Raw genomic sequence first — 16,077 nt, forward strand, 5'->3', positions numbered from 1 at the left:
AGATAGCGCGGCAATAGGATTCGTCTTGGAAAGATGTCGCTCTAGCGCGCGGAATAGCCAAGGAAATGTGACGGCCGCCTTCGCCCCGCACTTCTCGGAAGCAGCGTGCGACTACCGCGTCGCAGGTGTGATAACGCTTCAGCGGGCGCGACAGCGCATGTCGCTGGGGAAAGAGCACCCCTTCCCTATTGAGGCAGAATTGTCATGATGCATGATCCAGAGATCAGCGCATCGCCAAATGCTCCGAGGACAAACGCTGCCCTTGAACATCAAGTCCGGAAAGACGAGCGAAGGAAATGCCGAGCGGCGCGTTCGCGTGGTCGTCGCCGAACGCAATCCGTTCGTCGTTTCGGCTTTACGCGAGATGCTGGAATGCGACGGCCGCTTCGATTTGCTCGGTGTCGTGCACAGCGGCGCGCAATTCCTGGAACTGGCCGCCGCCACGCAATTCGATGTCGCCGTCGTCGGCTGGAAGCTGGCCGACATGGACGGCGCCGATGTGCTTGCGGAAGTCCAGAGCCGCGAGCTTGGCGTGCGCATCGCGATCTTCTCCAACGACCACGACATCGGCATCCTGAAGCAATGCGTGCGCCTCGGCGCGCAAGGCTACTGCTTCCAGTTCGACGATCCGCCGGTGATCTTCGAGACGATCCTGGCGGTCGCCCACGGGCGTATCTGCATTCCCTATATCGACATCAACAAGGTCAACGACACGCCGTTGTCCAGGCTCACCGTGCGCGAGCGCGAGTTGCTGGCGGTGCTTTCCGACGGCTGGACCAATTTGCAGATCGCAACGCGGACCGGGATTTCCGAGAACACGGTGAAGTATCACCTGAAGAATCTCTACGACAAGCTGGACGTCCGCAACCGCGCCATGGCCGTCGCGCTCTATTCGAGCGAGAAACGCCGCACCTCCAAATCACCTACAGGTTAGGCCCACCGGGTAGGCCAACCGGGTAGGACCATCCCACCCGCAAGGGCCAACAACTTACCCGGCAAGGTGTTGTTGCAAGGCGTCATCGAAACGAAACTGCCTCCACAATCCAACGATCGGAGGAGTTTCGCGCATGGCTGGGTTCACGCATCTTTTCATCCCGGGGCCCACCAACATTCCCGAGCAGGTCCGGCAAGCCATGAACCTGCCGATGGAGGATATGCGCGCCTCCTCCTTCCCCAACCTGACGCTGCCGCTGTTCGAGGACATCAAAAGGGTCTTCAAGAACGAGACCGGCCGCGTCTTCATCTACCCGTCTTCCGGCACCGGCGCCTGGGAAGCGGCGATGACCAATGTGCTCAGCCCCGGCGACAAGGTGCTGATGTCGCGCTTCGGCCAGTTCTCGCATCTGTGGGTCGACATGGCCGAGCGGCTCGGCTTCGAGGTCGACGTCATCGACTGCGAGTGGGGCACCGGCGTTCCGCTCGAGCTCTATGCCGAGAAGCTTCGGGCCGACAAGGCGCACCGCATCAAGGCTGTCTTCTGCACCCAGAACGAGACCGCGACCGGTGTCACCAGCGACGTCGCCGGCTGCCGCGCGGCGCTCGACGCGGCGCACCATCCTGCCCTTCTCTTCGTCGACGGCGTTTCCTCGATCGGCTCGATCGACTTCCGTCAGGAGGAATGGGGCGTCGACTGCGCCGTCAGCGGCTCACAGAAAGGCTTCATGCTGCCGGCCGGCCTCGGCTTCCTGTCGGTCAGCAAGAAGGCGCTTGCCGCTTCGCGGGTGGCGACACACCGGCACTGCTACTTTTCCTTCGAGGACATGATCCGCGCCAATGACGCCGGCTACTTCCCTTACACGCCGGCGACCCAATTGCTGCGCGGCCTGCGCGCCTCGCTCGATCTGATTGCCGAGGAAGGATTGGAGAACATCTTCGTCCGCCACCATCGCCTGGCCGAGGGCGTGCGCAAGGCCGTCGACGCCTGGGGCCTGAAGCTGTGCGCCAAGACAGCGCAGTGGCACTCCGACACGGTCAGCGCCATCCTGGTGCCGGAAGGCATCGACAGCGCGAATGTCGTCAAGCGCGCCTACCAGCAATACAATACCTCTCTCGGCGGCGGCCTCAACAAGGTGGCCGGCAAGGTCTTCCGCATCGGCCATCTCGGCTGGCTGAACGAGGTGATGGTGCTGGCCTCGCTGTCGGCCGCCGAAATGGCGCTGCTCGACTGCGGCGTGCGCCTGGCCCCCGGCTCGGGCGTGGCGGCGGCGATCGAGCATTTCCGCCGCACGGCCGACGTGCCGGTCGCCAGAGCGGCGTGAGGAGCGCACCATGAGCCACACCATCAACCACCTGAAGAAGCTGAGGCTGCAGCGCAGCGAGCTCGCCGTGCCGGGCTCCAGCCCGGAGATGATCGACAAGGCGGCCAACAGCGCCGCCGACTTCGTCTTCCTCGACATCGAGGACGCGGTGGCGCCGCCCGACAAGGAGCGCGCCCGCAAGAACATCATCCAGGCGCTGAACGACATCGACTGGCGCGCCAAGGGCAAGACCGTCTCGGTGCGCATCAACGGTCTCGACACGCATTACATGTACCGCGACGTCGTCGACGTCATGGAACAGGCCGGCGACCGGCTCGACACGATCCTGGTGCCGAAGGTCGGCGTGCCGGCCGACCTCTATATGGTCGAGGCCATGGTCAACCAGATCGAGATGGCCAAGGGTTTCAAGACCCGTGTCGGCCTCGAGGCGTTGATCGAGACGGCGCTGGGCATGGCCAATGTCGAGGCGATCGCCGCCACGCCGGGCCGGCTGGAAGCCATGCATTTCGGCGTCGCCGACTATGCCGCCAGCAACAAGGCGCGCACCGTCAACATCGGCGGCCTCAACCCCGACTATCCCGGCGACCAGTGGCACTTCGCGCTGTCGCGCATGACGGTCGCCTGCCGTGCCTACGGCCTGCGTGCGATCGACGGGCCGTTCGGCGATTTCTCCGATCCCGAAGGCTACAAGGCGGCCGCGAGGCGTGCCGCCGCGCTCGGTATCGAAGGCAAATGGGCGATCCACCCTTCGCAGATCGCCTTGGCCAACGATGTGTTCTCGCCGCCGGAGAAAGAAGTCACGCGGGCCAGGCGTATCCTCGAAGTGCTGAAGGAAGCCGAGGCGCTCGGCAAGGGCGCGGCGGCGCTCGACGGCAAGATGATCGACGCGGCGTCGGAGCGCATGGCGCGCAACGTGCTGGTGGTGAACGAGGCGATCGAACGCGCAGGCCATCTTGCCAGCGAACAAAAGCCGCAAGCCGCGCAATAGACATACCCGGAGGACATGATGGACATCCACGAATACCAGGCCAAGGAACTGCTTGCTCGCCACGGCGTGCACGTGCCGCGCGGCGGCCTCGCCTACAGCCCCGAGCAGGCGACCTATCGTGCCCGGGAGATCGGCGGCGCCAAATGGGTGCTGAAGGCGCAGGTCCATTCCGGCGCGCGCGGCAAGGCCGGCGGGATAAAACTCTGCTCGAACGACGAGGAGATTTCCAACGCGGCAGAAGCCATGCTCGGGCGCAAGCTGGTGACGCAGCAGACCGGCCCGCGCGGCAAGCTGATCTCGCGCCTCTATCTCGAGGAAGCCGTCGATATAGCGCAGGAGCTCTATCTCGGCTTCGTGCTCGACCGCAAGGAAGAGCGCGTCATGATCGTGGCATCGGCCGCCGGCGGCATGGAGATCGAGGACATCTCCGAAAAGAAGCCGGACTCCATCATCCGCGCCACCGTCGATCCGGGCGTCGGGATGCAAGGCTTCCAGGCGCGCGAAATCGCCTTCGGCCTCGGGCTTGAGAGCAACCTGATCGGCAAGGCGACCGAAACCATCCTCGGCTGCTACCAGGTGTTCCGCGACTACGACGCCTCGATGCTGGAGATCAATCCGCTGGTGGTGACGCGTGACGGCAGCCTCGTCGCGCTCGACGCAAAAATGTCGTTCGACGAGAACGCGTTGTTCCGCCGGCCGGAAATCTCCGAGTTGCGCGACAAGAGCCAGGAAGATCCGCGCGAAACCTTCGCCAGCGACCGCGGCCTCTCCTATGTCGGGCTCGACGGCAATATCGGCTGCATCATCAACGGCGCAGGCCTCGCCATGGCAACGATGGACATGATCAAGATCGCCGGCGGCGAGCCGGCCAATTTCCTCGACATCGGCGGCGGCGCCTCGCCGGAGCGGGTAGCAAAGTCCTTCCGCGCCGTGCTCGGCGACAAGAATGTCGAGGCAATCCTGGTCAACATCTTCGCCGGTATCAACCGCTGCGACTGGGTGGCTGAAGGCGTCATCAAGGCGATCCGCGAGGTCGGCGTCGACGTCCCCCTGGTGGTGCGCCTGTCCGGCACCAAGGTCGAGGAAGGACGCAAGATCCTGGCCGATTCCGGCGAGAAGGTGATCGTCGCCGACACGCTGGCCGAAGCCGCCGAAAAAGCCGTCGCCGCCTGGCGCGCAGCCGCCAAGAACAAAAAAGCAGCCTGAGGGAGGTCGAGAAATGGCAATCCTGCTCAACCGCAGCACGCGCGTCATCGTGCAAGGTTTCACCGGCAAGATCGGCAGCTTCCACGCCGACGACATGAAACGCTACGGCACCAAGCTGGTCGGCGGCGTCACCCCCGGCAAGGGCGGCCAGACGCATCTCGGCCTGCCCATCTTCAACACCGTCAAAGGCGCCGTGCGCGAGACCCGCGCCGAGGCCAGCATCGTCTTCGTGCCGCCGCCCTTCGCCGCCGATTCGATCATGGAAGCGGCCGACGCCGGCATCAAGATTTGCGTCTGCATCACGGACGGCATCCCCTCGCAGGACATGATGCAGGTCAAGCGCTACATGCGCCGCTACCGCTTCGAGGATCGCATGCGGCTGGTCGGACCGAATTGCGCCGGCGTCATCACCCCCGGACAGGCGCTGATGGGCATCATGCCGGGCAGCATCTATCTGCCCGGACGCGTCGGCATCGTCGGCCGTTCCGGCACGCTGGGTTACGAGGCCGCATCGCAGATGAAAGCGCTGGGCATCGGCGTCTCGACCAGCGTCGGCATCGGCGGCGATCCGATCAACGGCTCGTCCTTCAAGGACATCCTGCAGCTCTTCGAACGCGACGACGACACCGACGCCGTGGTGATGATCGGCGAGATCGGCGGCCCGCAGGAGGCCGAAGCCGCGATCTGGGCGCGCGACAATATGAGGAAGCCGCTGATCGCCTATATCGCCGGCCTTTCCGCGCCGAAAGGCCGCCGCATGGGCCATGCCGGCGCGATCATCTCCGCCTTCGGCGAGTCGGCGCAGGAAAAGGTCGAAATCCTCAAGGAAGCCGGCGTCGTTATCGTGCCGACCCCCGCCTCCTTCGGCGAGGTCGTGGCCGATACGCTGGCGCGGACGAAGAAGGCGGCTTGACGGCCGACCAGGCGAGAATCGCGACAGGATGTGAAGCCTGTTCCGGGCCGGCCTCCTCGATGGTCGTCGGCCCGTGCGCTCGGCGCTGCCCGTATGAAGAGCAATTCCGGGAAACGTGCGCTGCGGCCGTCCGGGATTGCCTGAAGACAACTGCTTAGCAGCGCAGCGGCAAATCGGCTGACGATCGGGAAAGCGGCTTTGGAACAGAGCAAACCCATCAAGTTTCGTGAGGACGAGCGCAGCCTGCTGTTACGTCTGCTGCTTCAGGTCGCAAGCGCGCGCGAGCCCGAGATCGCCGCGGTCCTGAGCGGCCGCAGGTCACTTGTCTCGCTGGCCCCGGAGCAGCGCATCCCGGCGCTTCAGGCGAGCGGCGTGTGGTTCCAGTTGCTGGCGATTGCCGACGAGTTGCTGGCGATGCGGGCGCGGCGCGAGCTCGAGCAAGGCGCGGGCGCCGACGAAGTGCCCGGCTCCTTCGCCAGCGTGATTGCCGAGATGGCGGCGAGCGGCCACTCGGCGGACGACGTCCAGGCGATGCTCGACGAACTTTGCGTCGGCCCGACCATGACCGCGCATCCGACGGAGGCCAAACGCGTCACGGTGCTGGAGATCCACCGCCGCATTTATCGCAAGCTGACCGAGCTCGACCAGCCGCGCTGGGCGCCGCGCGAGCGCGACCTGTTGGTCGCCGATCTGGAAAGCGAGATAGAGCTTCTGTGGATGACGGGCGAGCTGCGGCTGGAGCGACCGACGGTCGAGCGTGAGATCGCCTGGGGACTGCATTTCTTCCGCGAAGTTATCTTCGAGGCAACGCCGCAGCTCTATGGCAAGCTTCAGGACGCCTTCGAGCGTCACTATCCGGGCGAGCCAATCAAAATTCCTTCCTTCATGCGCTATGCCTCCTGGATCGGTGGCGACCGCGACGGCAATCCGAACGTGACGGCTGCGGTCACGGCCCATGCCATGGCCGAATACCGCAACACCGCCATAGGCTGGTATCTGGCGCAGGCGCAGCGGCTGGTGACGGTGCTCAGCGCCAGTTCGAACGTCATCGACCTGCCGGCCGGCTTCAGGCCGGTGCTGCAAACAGCGCTGGATAAGAGTGGAGAGGCGCAAGAGATAGCCGCCCGCAATCCTGACGAGCCGCTGCGCCAGTTCGCTTCGGCCCTGCTGGCCCGGCTGGTCGCCACGCGTGACGGCGGCAAGGCGGCCTACCGCTCGGCAGAGGCTTTTCGCGCCGATCTCAACGCCCTCTCGTCAGTCCTCGAAGCGATCGGCGGCCGCGCGATCGCCAGGCGTTTCATCCAGCCGCTCGTTTGGCAGGTCGGAAGCTTTGGCTTCCGCACGGTCTCGCTCGACATCCGGCAGAACTCCACAGTCGTCAATCGGGTGCTGGCCGAGCTGTTTGCGCTGATAGACGCCACCGATCCGATCGCCGCCGGCACGCCGCAATGGTCGTTGCGCATCCGCGCGGCGCTCAGCCAGGGCGAGCGGCTGCAGATCGACGCAAGCCAACTCTCGCCGGAGGCAGGTGAACTGCTGTCGACATTCGCTGTCATCCGCGAACAATTATCCAGCGCGGATGCCGACGCCACCGGCTCTTTCGTGCTCAGCATGACCCGCTCGGCCGACGACCTGCTCGCGGTCTATCTGCTGGCGCAATATTGCGGGCTCTCCACCGCGCCCGGCGGCGACGCCACGATCAGGCTGCGGATCGTGCCCTTGTTCGAGACCATCGCCGACTTGCAGGCTGCACCCGGCGTCCTGAACGCATTGCTCGACGTTTCCCTTGTGCGGCGCACGGTGCGGGATTTCGGCGCGCGCCAGGAAATCATGCTTGGCTATTCGGACTCCAACAAGGATGGCGGATTCCTCGCTTCCAATTGGGAACTGGCAAAGGCGCAGAAGCGCCTCGCCGCCATCGGGCGCAAGCACAAGGTCAGGATCGGTTTCTTTCACGGCCGCGGCGGCTCCGTCAGCCGCGGCGGCGCGCCGACCGGCCGCGCCATCGCGGCGCAGCCGCAAGGCACCGTCGCCGGATCCATGCGGGTGACGGAGCAGGGCGAGGTCGTGTCGTCGAAATTCGCCAATCGCGGCACCGGCCTCAACCAGCTCGAGGTTCTCGCCGCTGCCGTGCTGGCGCACGGGATCGGATCGCCCGGCGATGCCGGGCCGAAGGAATCGCCGGAGTTCGACGAAGCGCTGGAAGCGCTGGCGGGCATGTCGCAAGCATCCTACGCCGGATTGATGGCCGAGCCGGGCTTCCTCGATTATTTCAACCAGGCGAGCCCGGTTGCCGAACTGGCGCTCTTGAAAATGGGATCACGGCCGGATCGCCGTTTCGGCGCCAGCGGCATTGCCGACTTGCGCGCCATTCCGTGGGTGTTCGCGTGGAGCCAGAACCGACATCTGTTGACCGGCTGGTACGGCATCGGCAGCGCGCTGAGCGCGTTCGTCACGGTGCGCGGCGAGGCCGGGCGCGAGCTTCTGACCCGCATGTTCGAGCATTCGCGCTTCTTCCGCCTGATCGTCGACGAGGCCGAAAAGACGCTCTACCAGTCCGACATGGAGATCGCACGGCTCTATGCCGACCTGGTGTCCGACAGCGATGCGGCGGCAAGAATCCACGCCCGCATCGCGGCCGAATACGAGCTGACGCGGCGCCTGATCGGCGACCTTACGGGAGGCGACCTTTCCGCGCGCTTCCCGATGTTCAAAAGGCGTTTCGACAATCTGCGCCGGCAGATGGACGACATCCACCGGCTGCAGGTCAATCTGCTGCGCGAAGCTCGGGCAGGCACAAGCACAGATCAAAGGCGGGCGACCGACGCCCTGCTCGTCTCGATCAACTGCATCTCGGCCGGTCTGGGGTGGACGGGATAGGCTCGGTTTGCCGGTTGCCGGAATCGCCTCGCGTCAAGCATCAGCGGCGGTGTGGTCTCATGGCCCGCCGCCGCTTCACTTTGGTCTAGGAAACCGCCGGCAGCGACGATCGCTCGCCGAAGCCAAATTCAACAGGCTTTTGGGGAGAATGGTGCGGTCGAGAAGACTCGAACTTCCACGGGTTGCCCCACAGCGACCTCAACGCTGCGCGTCTACCAATTCCGCCACGACCGCACGTGGTAGGAGCCGGAACCGACCGGCCCGGGGCCTGTAGCAAATCGTTTCCGGCGAAACAAGTGCGCCGAGCGGAATATTCGCGAATGCGTATCGCCCACAACTGCGCAGAGGTTTTGGGAGGACGGTGTGCATCAGGCAAAGCGGCTGGCACAAGCCGCCGCGGCTCGGCTTCACACTGGCGAAACTGGACGTTTTGGCCGATTGCCGCCATATGAGAGGAGCATCGAGAAAGTTCCATGACCGAACGCAGCCAGATCGCCACGTCGTTCCTTCCCCTGCCTGGTTCGTCGCCGGTGGAATGGGTGATCGAACCTGGCTTCACCTCTTATCCGGACGCGCTGGCCTTCATGGAAGCGCGCGCCGAGGCGATCCGCAGCGGTGCTGCCGGCGAGATGGTCTGGCTGGTCGAGCATCCGCCGCTCTACACCGCCGGAACCAGCGCGCGAATTGAAGACCTGATCGATGCTGACCGCTTTCCGGTCTTTGCCGCCGGGCGCGGCGGCGAATATACCTATCACGGTCCCGGCCAGCGCGTGGCCTATGTGATGCTCGACCTGAAGCGCCGGCGCGAGGATGTGCGCGCCTTCGTCGCGGCGCTCGAGCAATGGATCATCGCCACGCTCGCCGCCTTCAACGTGCGCGGCGAGCGGCGCGAGGACCGCGTCGGCGTCTGGGTGGTACGACCGAACCGGCCCGCCCTGCCGGACGGCACGCCCGCCGAAGACAAGATCGCGGCCATCGGCATCCGGCTGCGGCGCTGGGTGAGCTTCCACGGCATCGCCATCAATGTCGAACCGGACCTCGGCCATTTCAGCGGCATCGTGCCCTGCGGCGTCTCGGATCATGGCGTGACCAGCCTCGTCGATCTTGGGCTGCCGGTCACCATGGCCGACCTCGACCTCGCGCTGAAAGCTGCGTTCGAGGATGTGTTCGGACCTGCCGCAGTTTCTGCCGCCGAGCCCGCTCGCAAGGCTAGCTAAGCCGCTCCGCCTACATGAGCTGCGCGGACGCCCACAGCATACCGTAGCCATGGATGGCAAAGACGGCGAGCAGCGCGCCGGCCATGGCCAGCCGGTCGAACGGCCGGATCGGCTTCAGCTCGTGCCGGGGCTTCACGCCGCTGCCCACGGTGATCAAGCTGAGGATCGCGAATACCGCGCCGGCGATCAGCAGGAAGCTCGGCGAGAAACCAGCCCGCCAGCCGAGCGACAGAAGCGCCAAGAGCAGCAGGAAGGACGCCAGCGCAAGTGCGGCCGGGCCCGGGCAGATCTGGCGCAGCACCTGGCCGCCGTCGAATTTCCACACCGGCACCAGATTGGCGATGTTGAACAGCGACGCGCAGCCGGCAAGCGTGGCCAAAAGCATTGCGGCCAGCCGATGTCCTTCGCCATTGGCGAAGCCGCTGGCGGCGATCAGCACCGGCACCAGGAAGGCGGAGAAGCCGGCGCCCATAAGCGCCACGAAGGCGACCTCGAAGCGGCTGTCATAGGGTCTGCCGCCGATGGCGATGCCGCCAAGCAGCGGAATGAAGATCATCCGCGCCCGGCGATGCCCCGTCAGGCGGAAGGCGGCCATATGGCCAAGCTCGTGCAGGGCGACCACCGAGGTGAGGATCGCCGCCAGCGCCAGGCCGCCAAGATTGAGCCCGAAGAACGGCCACAGGATCAGGGCCGAAAGCACGGCGAAGCCGATTTGGCTCAGCGGATGCTCGAACCAGCCGCCCCTGCGATACGTGCCGGTAGCCGCCCACACGTCCAGCTTGCGGAGCTCACGGCGCATGGCGAAGAAGCGGAAGATCAGGAACGCGACACCGCGATAGCGATCTGTCTGGCTGAGCGTCACCCGCGTGGCATCACCTTCCGGTGCGAGTTCGGCGGTCTCGCGATAATTCGCCCAGAACGAGGGATCGAGCGCCGTATCCTCGAGGACCGTCATCGAGAAGCAGCTTCCCTCCCTCACATCCTCCAACCGCGCCTTGCGGTCGATCGGCAGGCCGTCCCGTCCTTCCCAGGAGAGCCGGATCAGCGCCGCCCCTTCGCTATCCAGGGGCTCGGCGGTAAGGATTTCGCCCGACCAGCCGGCATCGCTGCCGAACGGCCACAGTGCCTGCCAAAGGCGATTGCGGTCGGCCTCGATCACACGGCTGACCGTCACCGTGCGCAGTCCAAGCGGCACGGTCATCAAAAGAAAGATCAGACCGAGATTGCCGGCCACAAGCGTGACCGTGACGATGACCGACACTTGCCTTGGCTCCCTGTCTTGAAGGAGCAGCCTAGCGGCGACGCGGCCAAGAAAGACTTAACAGCAATGGGTGGGCTCTTGCCCGTCCCAGGCGGGCTTTGCTTATCCCACAGGCGGGCCTTGTTGCCCGCCCGAACAACGGACGGGCCATTGCCCGTCCCGGTAGCGGCGAAGCCGCCCGATCACATGGCGCCGATCCAGATCGCCATGGAAACGAGAAAGGTGCTCATGCAAACCAGCGAGACGACATCCTGAATCAGATCAGACATAACTCTCTCCGTTGTTGGAATGTTCGTAATTTGTTCTAATTTTGTTCGAATGTCAACGGTCGTCTCGGGCGCGCTGGAGCGAATCCGCGCGGTCCGTTTGGGCAGGGTTAAGGAAGGGTTGACGGCGGATTGGGCTCGTTGCGCAGAGCCAGGGCAAGCCGAGATTCGGATCAGGCTGAGTCGAGGACGGTAGGTTCCGAGAACCGGCCTACGCCGGCCGTAGCCTTCATAAAGCAAAGACACTTATGAGGGCTTCGGCCGGCGAAGGCCGGAACGGAGCGTACTTAAAGTACGTGAGTACCGGAAGCGCAGGAACCTGCCGTCCGCAGGCCAGCCTCATCCGAATGTCGGTTTCGCCTACAGCGGCACGACCTTGCCCTCGGCCAACGTCACCCGCCGGTCCATGCGTCCGGCGAGCTCGTGGTTGTGGGTGGCGATCAGCGCCGCGAGGCCCGACTGCCTGACCAGCGCCTCCAGCGCATCGAAGACATAGGAGGCGGTGACCGGATCGAGATTGCCGGTCGGCTCGTCGGCCAGGAGCACCAGCGGCGCGTTGGCGACGGCGCGGGCAATGGCGACGCGCTGCTGCTCGCCGCCGGAAAGCTCGGCCGGCCTGTGCTGCGCGCGCTTGCCGATCTGCATATAGTCGAGGAGCTGCGCCGCGCGCTCGGATGCTTCCTTGCGGCCGAGCCCCTTGATCAGTTGCGGCATCATGATGTTCTCGAGCGCGGAGAACTCCGGCAGCAAATGATGGAATTGATAGACGAAGCCGACATCGTTGCGGCGGATCGCGGTGCGCTCCTCGTCCGACAGCCGGCCGCACGCACGGCCGGCGAGGATCACGTCGCCGGCGTCGGGCCGCTCCAGCAGACCGGCCGTGTGCAAAAGGGTCGACTTGCCGGTGCCCGACGGCGCCACCAGCGCCACCATCTCTCCGCGCCTGAGCGAAAAGTCGGCGCCGTTCAAAATGGTGAGCTTGCGCGGCCCCTGGACATAGTGCCGCTCGACGCCCTTCAACTCGATAATGGCCTCGGCCATCATTCGTACCTCAAGGCTTCGACGGGATCGAGCCGGGCGGCCCGCCAAGCCGGGAACACCGTCGCGAGGAACGACAGGGCCAGCGCCATAATGACGACATAGGTCGTCTCGCGCGGATCCATCTTTGCCGGCAGCTGGCTGAGGAAATAGAGCTCGGGGTTGAACAGGATCCGGCCGGTCATCCAGGAGAAGAACTGGCGGATCGATTCGATATTGATGCAGATGATGACGCCGAGCAGCACGCCGGCGACGGTGCCGGTGACGCCGATCGCCGCGCCGGTCATCAGGAAGATGCGCAGGATCGCGCCGCGCGAGGCGCCCATCGTGCGCAGGATGGCGATGTCGTGTCCCTTGTCCTTCACCAGCATGATGAGGCCGGAAATGATGTTGAGCGCCGCCACCAGCACGATCAGCGTCAGGATCATGAACATGACGTTGCGCTCGACCTGCAGCGCCGAGAAGAAGGTCTCGTTGCGCTGGCGCCAGTCGACGAGGTCGACCGGCCGCTGCGCCGCCTGCTCGACCAGCGGCTTCAACGCGTCGACATTGTCGGGGTTGTCGACATAGATCTCGATGGTCTGCGCGCGCCCGTCCATGTTGAAATAGAGCTGCGCTTCCGAGAACGGCATATAGACGATCGAGTTGTCATATTCCGACATGCCGACCTCGAAGATCGCCGCCACCTTGTAGCCCTTCATGCGCGGTGTGGTGCCGAGCGGCGTCACGTCGCCGTCCGGCGAGATCAGCGTGATGGTGTCGCCGAGCACCAGTCCGAGGCTTTCGGCCATGCGCTTGCCGATCGCCACGCCGTCGCCGGTGTCGAAACCGTCGAGCGTGCCCTGCTTGATGTTGCTGGCGACGATCGAAATCTTGCCGAGGTCCTCACCGCGGATGCCGCGCACCAGGGCGCCCGTGCCGCCGCCGACATTGCCTTGCGCCAGCACCTGGCCGTCGATCAGCGGGATCGCGTATTTGACGCCCGAAACACCGTTGATGCGGCTCGCCACCTGGGCGTAGTCCTCCAGCGGCGAATCGAGCGGCTGCACGATGAGATGGCCGTTGACGCCGAGGATGCGGGTCAGCAATTCGGCGCGGAAACCGTTCATCACGGCCATGACGACGATCAACGTCGCGACGCCGAGCATGATGCCGAGAAAGGAGATCGAGGCGATGACCGAGATCACCGTCTCCTTGCGGCGCGAGCGCAGATAGCGCCACGCCACCATGCGCTCGAAGCCGGAGAAAGCGCCCGCCGCTGATCTGGCCGCTGCCGCCGCCTCGTTCATGCGGCGATACCCAGGCGTTTCTTGGCCTCGGCGATCGGCAGCGTCTCGCGCTCGCCCGATTTGCGGTTCTTGATCTCGACCTCGCCGGCGGCCACGCCGCGCGGGCCGACGATCACCTGCCACGGCAGGCCGATCAGGTCGGCGGTGGCGAATTTGCCGCCGGGACGCTGGTCGGTGTCGTCATAAAGCACGTCCTTGCCCGCCGAAGTCAGAGCCGTATAGAGCTCGTCGCAGACGCGGTCGCATTCGGCGTCGCCGACCTTCATGTTGATCAAGCCGATGTCGAAGGGCGCCACCGCTTCCGGCCAGATGATGCCGTTCTCGTCATGGCTGGCCTCGATGATCGCCGCGACCAGTCGCGACGGACCGATGCCGTAGGAGCCGCCCGAGGCGTAATGGTCCTTGCCGTCGGGTCCGGTCACCTTGGCGCCCATGGGCTTGGAGTATTTCTCGCCGAAGTGGAAGATGTGGCCGACCTCGATGCCGCGCGCCGAGACCTGCTCGTTGGGCGGAACGTTCGCCCAGGCCGCCTCGTCATGCATCTCGTCGGTGGCGGCATATGGCGTCGTCCACCTCTTCACGATATCGCCGATCTCGGCGTCGTTGGAGAAGTTCGTGCCGGCGCCCGGCACGTCGAGCGTCAGATAGGCGCGGTCGCAGAACACCTGGCTCTCGCCGGTTTCGGCCAGGATGATGAACTCATGGCTGAGATCGCCGCCGATCGGACCGGTGTCGGCGCGCATTGGAATGGCCTGCAGGCCCATGCGTGTGAAGGTCCTGAGATAGGAGACGAACATACGGTTGTAGGCGGCCTTGGCGCCCTCGAAATCGAGGTCGAACGAATAGGCGTCCTTCATCAGGAATTCTCTGCTGCGCATGACGCCGAAGCGCGGGCGCACCTCGTCGCGGAACTTCCACTGGATATGGTAGAGGTTTAGCGGCAGGTCCTTGTAGGACTTCACGTAGGCGCGAAAAATCTCGGTGACCATCTCTTCGTTGGTCGGCCCGTAGAGCATGTCACGGTCCTGGCGGTCCTTGATGCGCAGCATCTCCTTGCCGTAGTCGTTGTAACGGCCACTTTCGCGCCACAGATCCGCCGACTGGATGGTCGGCATCAGGATTTCCAGCGCGCCGGCGCGGTTCTGTTCCTCGCGGATGATCTGGCAGACCTTGTCCAGCACGCGCTTGCCCAATGGCAGCCACGAAAAGCTGCCCTGCCCCTGCTGGCGGATCATGCCGGCGCGCAGCATCAGCCGATGCGAGACGATCTCGGCCTCGCGGGGATTTTCTTTGAGAATGGGCAGGAAATAGCGCGACAAACGCATGGACTTGTCCGTGAGTGAAAATGGCGGCGCGGGAATCGGCGCAACCGAGGCTGCTTGCCCCGGCTTCATAGCCATTTCATGGCCGAATGGAAACCCGAGTGCCCCAAAGTATCGGGCCTTCTGCACCTTACCAAAAAGGCGATTTTGGCTGCAAAGTGCCGCAAATGGCTTTTTGATCGATTCACAAGCAAGCCCTGCCGCACTATTGTGCAGTGCAGCACGATATTGCCTGTTTCGAGGCAAAATTCTTCGTGACATTTTCACCTGCCTTGGTCTAGTGTGCGCCGATAACCGAGAGGGCGGAGAAAAATCTGCTCTCCTACGCGGTCAAAGTCTTGGGAGGATGCGATCTAGGCGCGGTAACTCGCTGCCGCCGGACACCGGAAACGGATCGGACGCGTTTAAATTGCAAGGCCTTGTGCCTTGCATTTTTTTTGTGCAATCATCTGCTTAGCGCGATCATCTGCCAAACGGCGTCAGCCATGGTTAGCCGCCGAATTCGGAAGCCGGCTTCCGAATTCAACCTTGGCGCGCGTATGCTGCTTAATACTTGGGGAAACTGTATCTTCAGCGTCAGTGATGGGCATTCGGACTAAAGTCCGGCATGATCCGCATGATATCGTCGAAGCTGAATCCCAGGCCCATCGTCAGGCCGTAGAGAATGCCCATCACGACCACCGTCACGATCGTCGCGCGGGCGAAGGCGCGCAGCATGTGCGGGCCGCGCGGTGCGCTGGAAACGGTGCCAAGCGTGACATCCTGGTCGTCGTCCTGGGTGCGCAGGCTGAACGGAAGAACAACGAACAGCACCAGCCACCAGGTGACGAAGAACAGCGCGGCGAACAGGATCCAGTTCATGCCTGCTCCAGTTCGACCAGCGTGCCGAAGAAATCCTTGGGATGCAAGAACAGCACCGGCTTGCCATGCGCGCCGATCTTCGGATTGCCGTCGCCAAGCACGCGCGCGCCGCTTTGCTTCAAATGATCACGAGCGGCCAGGATATCGTCGACCTCGTAGCAGACGTGATGCATGCCGCCCGAAGGGTTCTTCTCGAGGAACGCGGCGATGGGCGATGCCTCGCCCAGCGGCTCCAGCAACTCGATCTTGGTGTTGCCGACATCGACGAACGCCACGCTCACACCATGCTCCGGAAGCGCCTGCGGCTCGCTCAGCCGCGCGCCCAGCGTATCGCGATAGGCGGCCATTGCCGCGGCCAGATCCGGCACGGCAAGCGCGACATGGTTCAGGCGTCCAAGCATAAAGCGCTCCGCTTTTAGGGGAGTAAGGCAGTAGGGCAGTAAGGGAGTAGGGAAAAAACAAAAAAACAAGAACTGCTCGTTCTTCCCTACTCCCCTACTCCCCTACTGCCTTACTCCCTTGTTCGTCACCGCGTGACGAACACCGTCACCAGCGGCTTCTTGCCCCAGGCTTCATTG

Annotated in this window: 13 protein-coding genes and 1 tRNA gene; 7 read left to right on the forward strand and 7 right to left on the reverse strand. The window is 64.3% G+C overall.

The features are described 5' to 3' along the window. The first annotated feature begins 262 nt into the window (after positions 1–262). From FJ980_RS05925 to FJ980_RS05950, 6 genes are all read left to right on the forward strand, one after another. Complete coding sequence (locus tag FJ980_RS05925; RefSeq protein WP_246676323.1) at positions 263–934, forward strand: response regulator transcription factor; 672 nt, start codon at positions 263–265, stop codon at positions 932–934. A 133-nt stretch (positions 935–1,067) separates the two neighbouring features. Further along, positions 1,068–2,258 (forward strand): aminotransferase class V-fold PLP-dependent enzyme, encoded by a 1,191-nt coding sequence (locus FJ980_RS05930; RefSeq protein ID WP_140541998.1) that lies wholly within the window; start codon positions 1,068–1,070, stop codon positions 2,256–2,258. 10 nt (positions 2,259–2,268) lie between these two features. Then, on the forward strand, positions 2,269–3,246 hold the full coding sequence (locus FJ980_RS05935; protein WP_140541999.1) for a CoA ester lyase: 978 nt from the start codon (positions 2,269–2,271) through the stop codon (positions 3,244–3,246). A gap of 18 nt (positions 3,247–3,264) precedes the next feature. Then, the gene (locus tag FJ980_RS05940; RefSeq protein WP_140542015.1) at positions 3,265–4,452 is read left to right on the forward strand and encodes a malate--CoA ligase subunit beta; all 1,188 of its coding nucleotides are present in this window, start codon (positions 3,265–3,267) and stop codon (positions 4,450–4,452) included. A gap of 13 nt (positions 4,453–4,465) precedes the next feature. After that, on the forward strand, positions 4,466–5,365 hold the full coding sequence (gene sucD, locus FJ980_RS05945; RefSeq protein WP_140542000.1) for a succinate--CoA ligase subunit alpha: 900 nt from the start codon (positions 4,466–4,468) through the stop codon (positions 5,363–5,365). A gap of 198 nt (positions 5,366–5,563) precedes the next feature. Further along, positions 5,564–8,245 carry a phosphoenolpyruvate carboxylase gene (locus FJ980_RS05950; RefSeq protein WP_140542001.1) on the forward strand — a complete coding sequence of 894 codons (2,682 nt, stop codon included), beginning with the start codon at positions 5,564–5,566 and terminating at the stop codon, positions 8,243–8,245. Between the two features lie 149 nt (positions 8,246–8,394). On the opposite strand, the gene FJ980_RS05955 is transcribed toward FJ980_RS05950, so the two are convergent. After that, positions 8,395–8,479, reverse strand: a tRNA-Leu gene (locus FJ980_RS05955). A gap of 239 nt (positions 8,480–8,718) precedes the next feature. Here FJ980_RS05955 and lipB point away from each other — a divergent pair. Further along, complete coding sequence (gene lipB / locus FJ980_RS05960) at positions 8,719–9,462, forward strand: lipoyl(octanoyl) transferase LipB (RefSeq protein ID WP_140542002.1); 744 nt, start codon at positions 8,719–8,721, stop codon at positions 9,460–9,462. A gap of 10 nt (positions 9,463–9,472) precedes the next feature. Here lipB and FJ980_RS05965 read toward each other — a convergent pair whose 3' ends face one another. The 6 genes from FJ980_RS05965 to mce form a co-directional block, all read right to left on the reverse strand. Further along, positions 9,473–10,723: a site-2 protease family protein gene (locus tag FJ980_RS05965; protein ID WP_140542003.1), complete on the reverse strand. Its 1,251-nt coding sequence runs from the start codon at positions 10,721–10,723 to the stop codon at positions 9,473–9,475. A 626-nt stretch (positions 10,724–11,349) separates the two neighbouring features. Next, a complete protein-coding gene (locus FJ980_RS05970) occupies positions 11,350–12,033 on the reverse strand; it encodes an ABC transporter ATP-binding protein (protein WP_181164814.1) in 684 nt (227 codons plus the stop codon). Beyond that, positions 12,030–13,316, reverse strand: coding sequence for a lipoprotein-releasing ABC transporter permease subunit (locus tag FJ980_RS05975; protein ID WP_140542004.1), 1,287 nt, complete (start codon positions 13,314–13,316; stop codon positions 12,030–12,032). Before FJ980_RS05975 ends, FJ980_RS05970 begins: the two co-directional genes overlap by 4 nt. Continuing rightward, positions 13,313–14,641 carry a proline--tRNA ligase gene (proS, locus tag FJ980_RS05980; RefSeq protein ID WP_140542005.1) on the reverse strand — a complete coding sequence of 443 codons (1,329 nt, stop codon included), beginning with the start codon at positions 14,639–14,641 and terminating at the stop codon, positions 13,313–13,315. Before proS ends, FJ980_RS05975 begins: the two co-directional genes overlap by 4 nt. A gap of 573 nt (positions 14,642–15,214) precedes the next feature. Then, complete coding sequence (locus FJ980_RS05985; protein ID WP_095764873.1) at positions 15,215–15,499, reverse strand: DUF1467 family protein; 285 nt, start codon at positions 15,497–15,499, stop codon at positions 15,215–15,217. Further along, positions 15,496–15,900, reverse strand: coding sequence for a methylmalonyl-CoA epimerase (mce, locus tag FJ980_RS05990; RefSeq protein ID WP_140542006.1), 405 nt, complete (start codon positions 15,898–15,900; stop codon positions 15,496–15,498). Before mce ends, FJ980_RS05985 begins: the two co-directional genes overlap by 4 nt. Positions 15,901–16,077 lie beyond the last annotated feature (177 nt).

The sequence above is a fragment of the Mesorhizobium sp. B1-1-5 genome, assembly GCF_006443065.1.
Classification (GTDB): Bacteria; Pseudomonadota; Alphaproteobacteria; order Rhizobiales; family Rhizobiaceae; genus Mesorhizobium.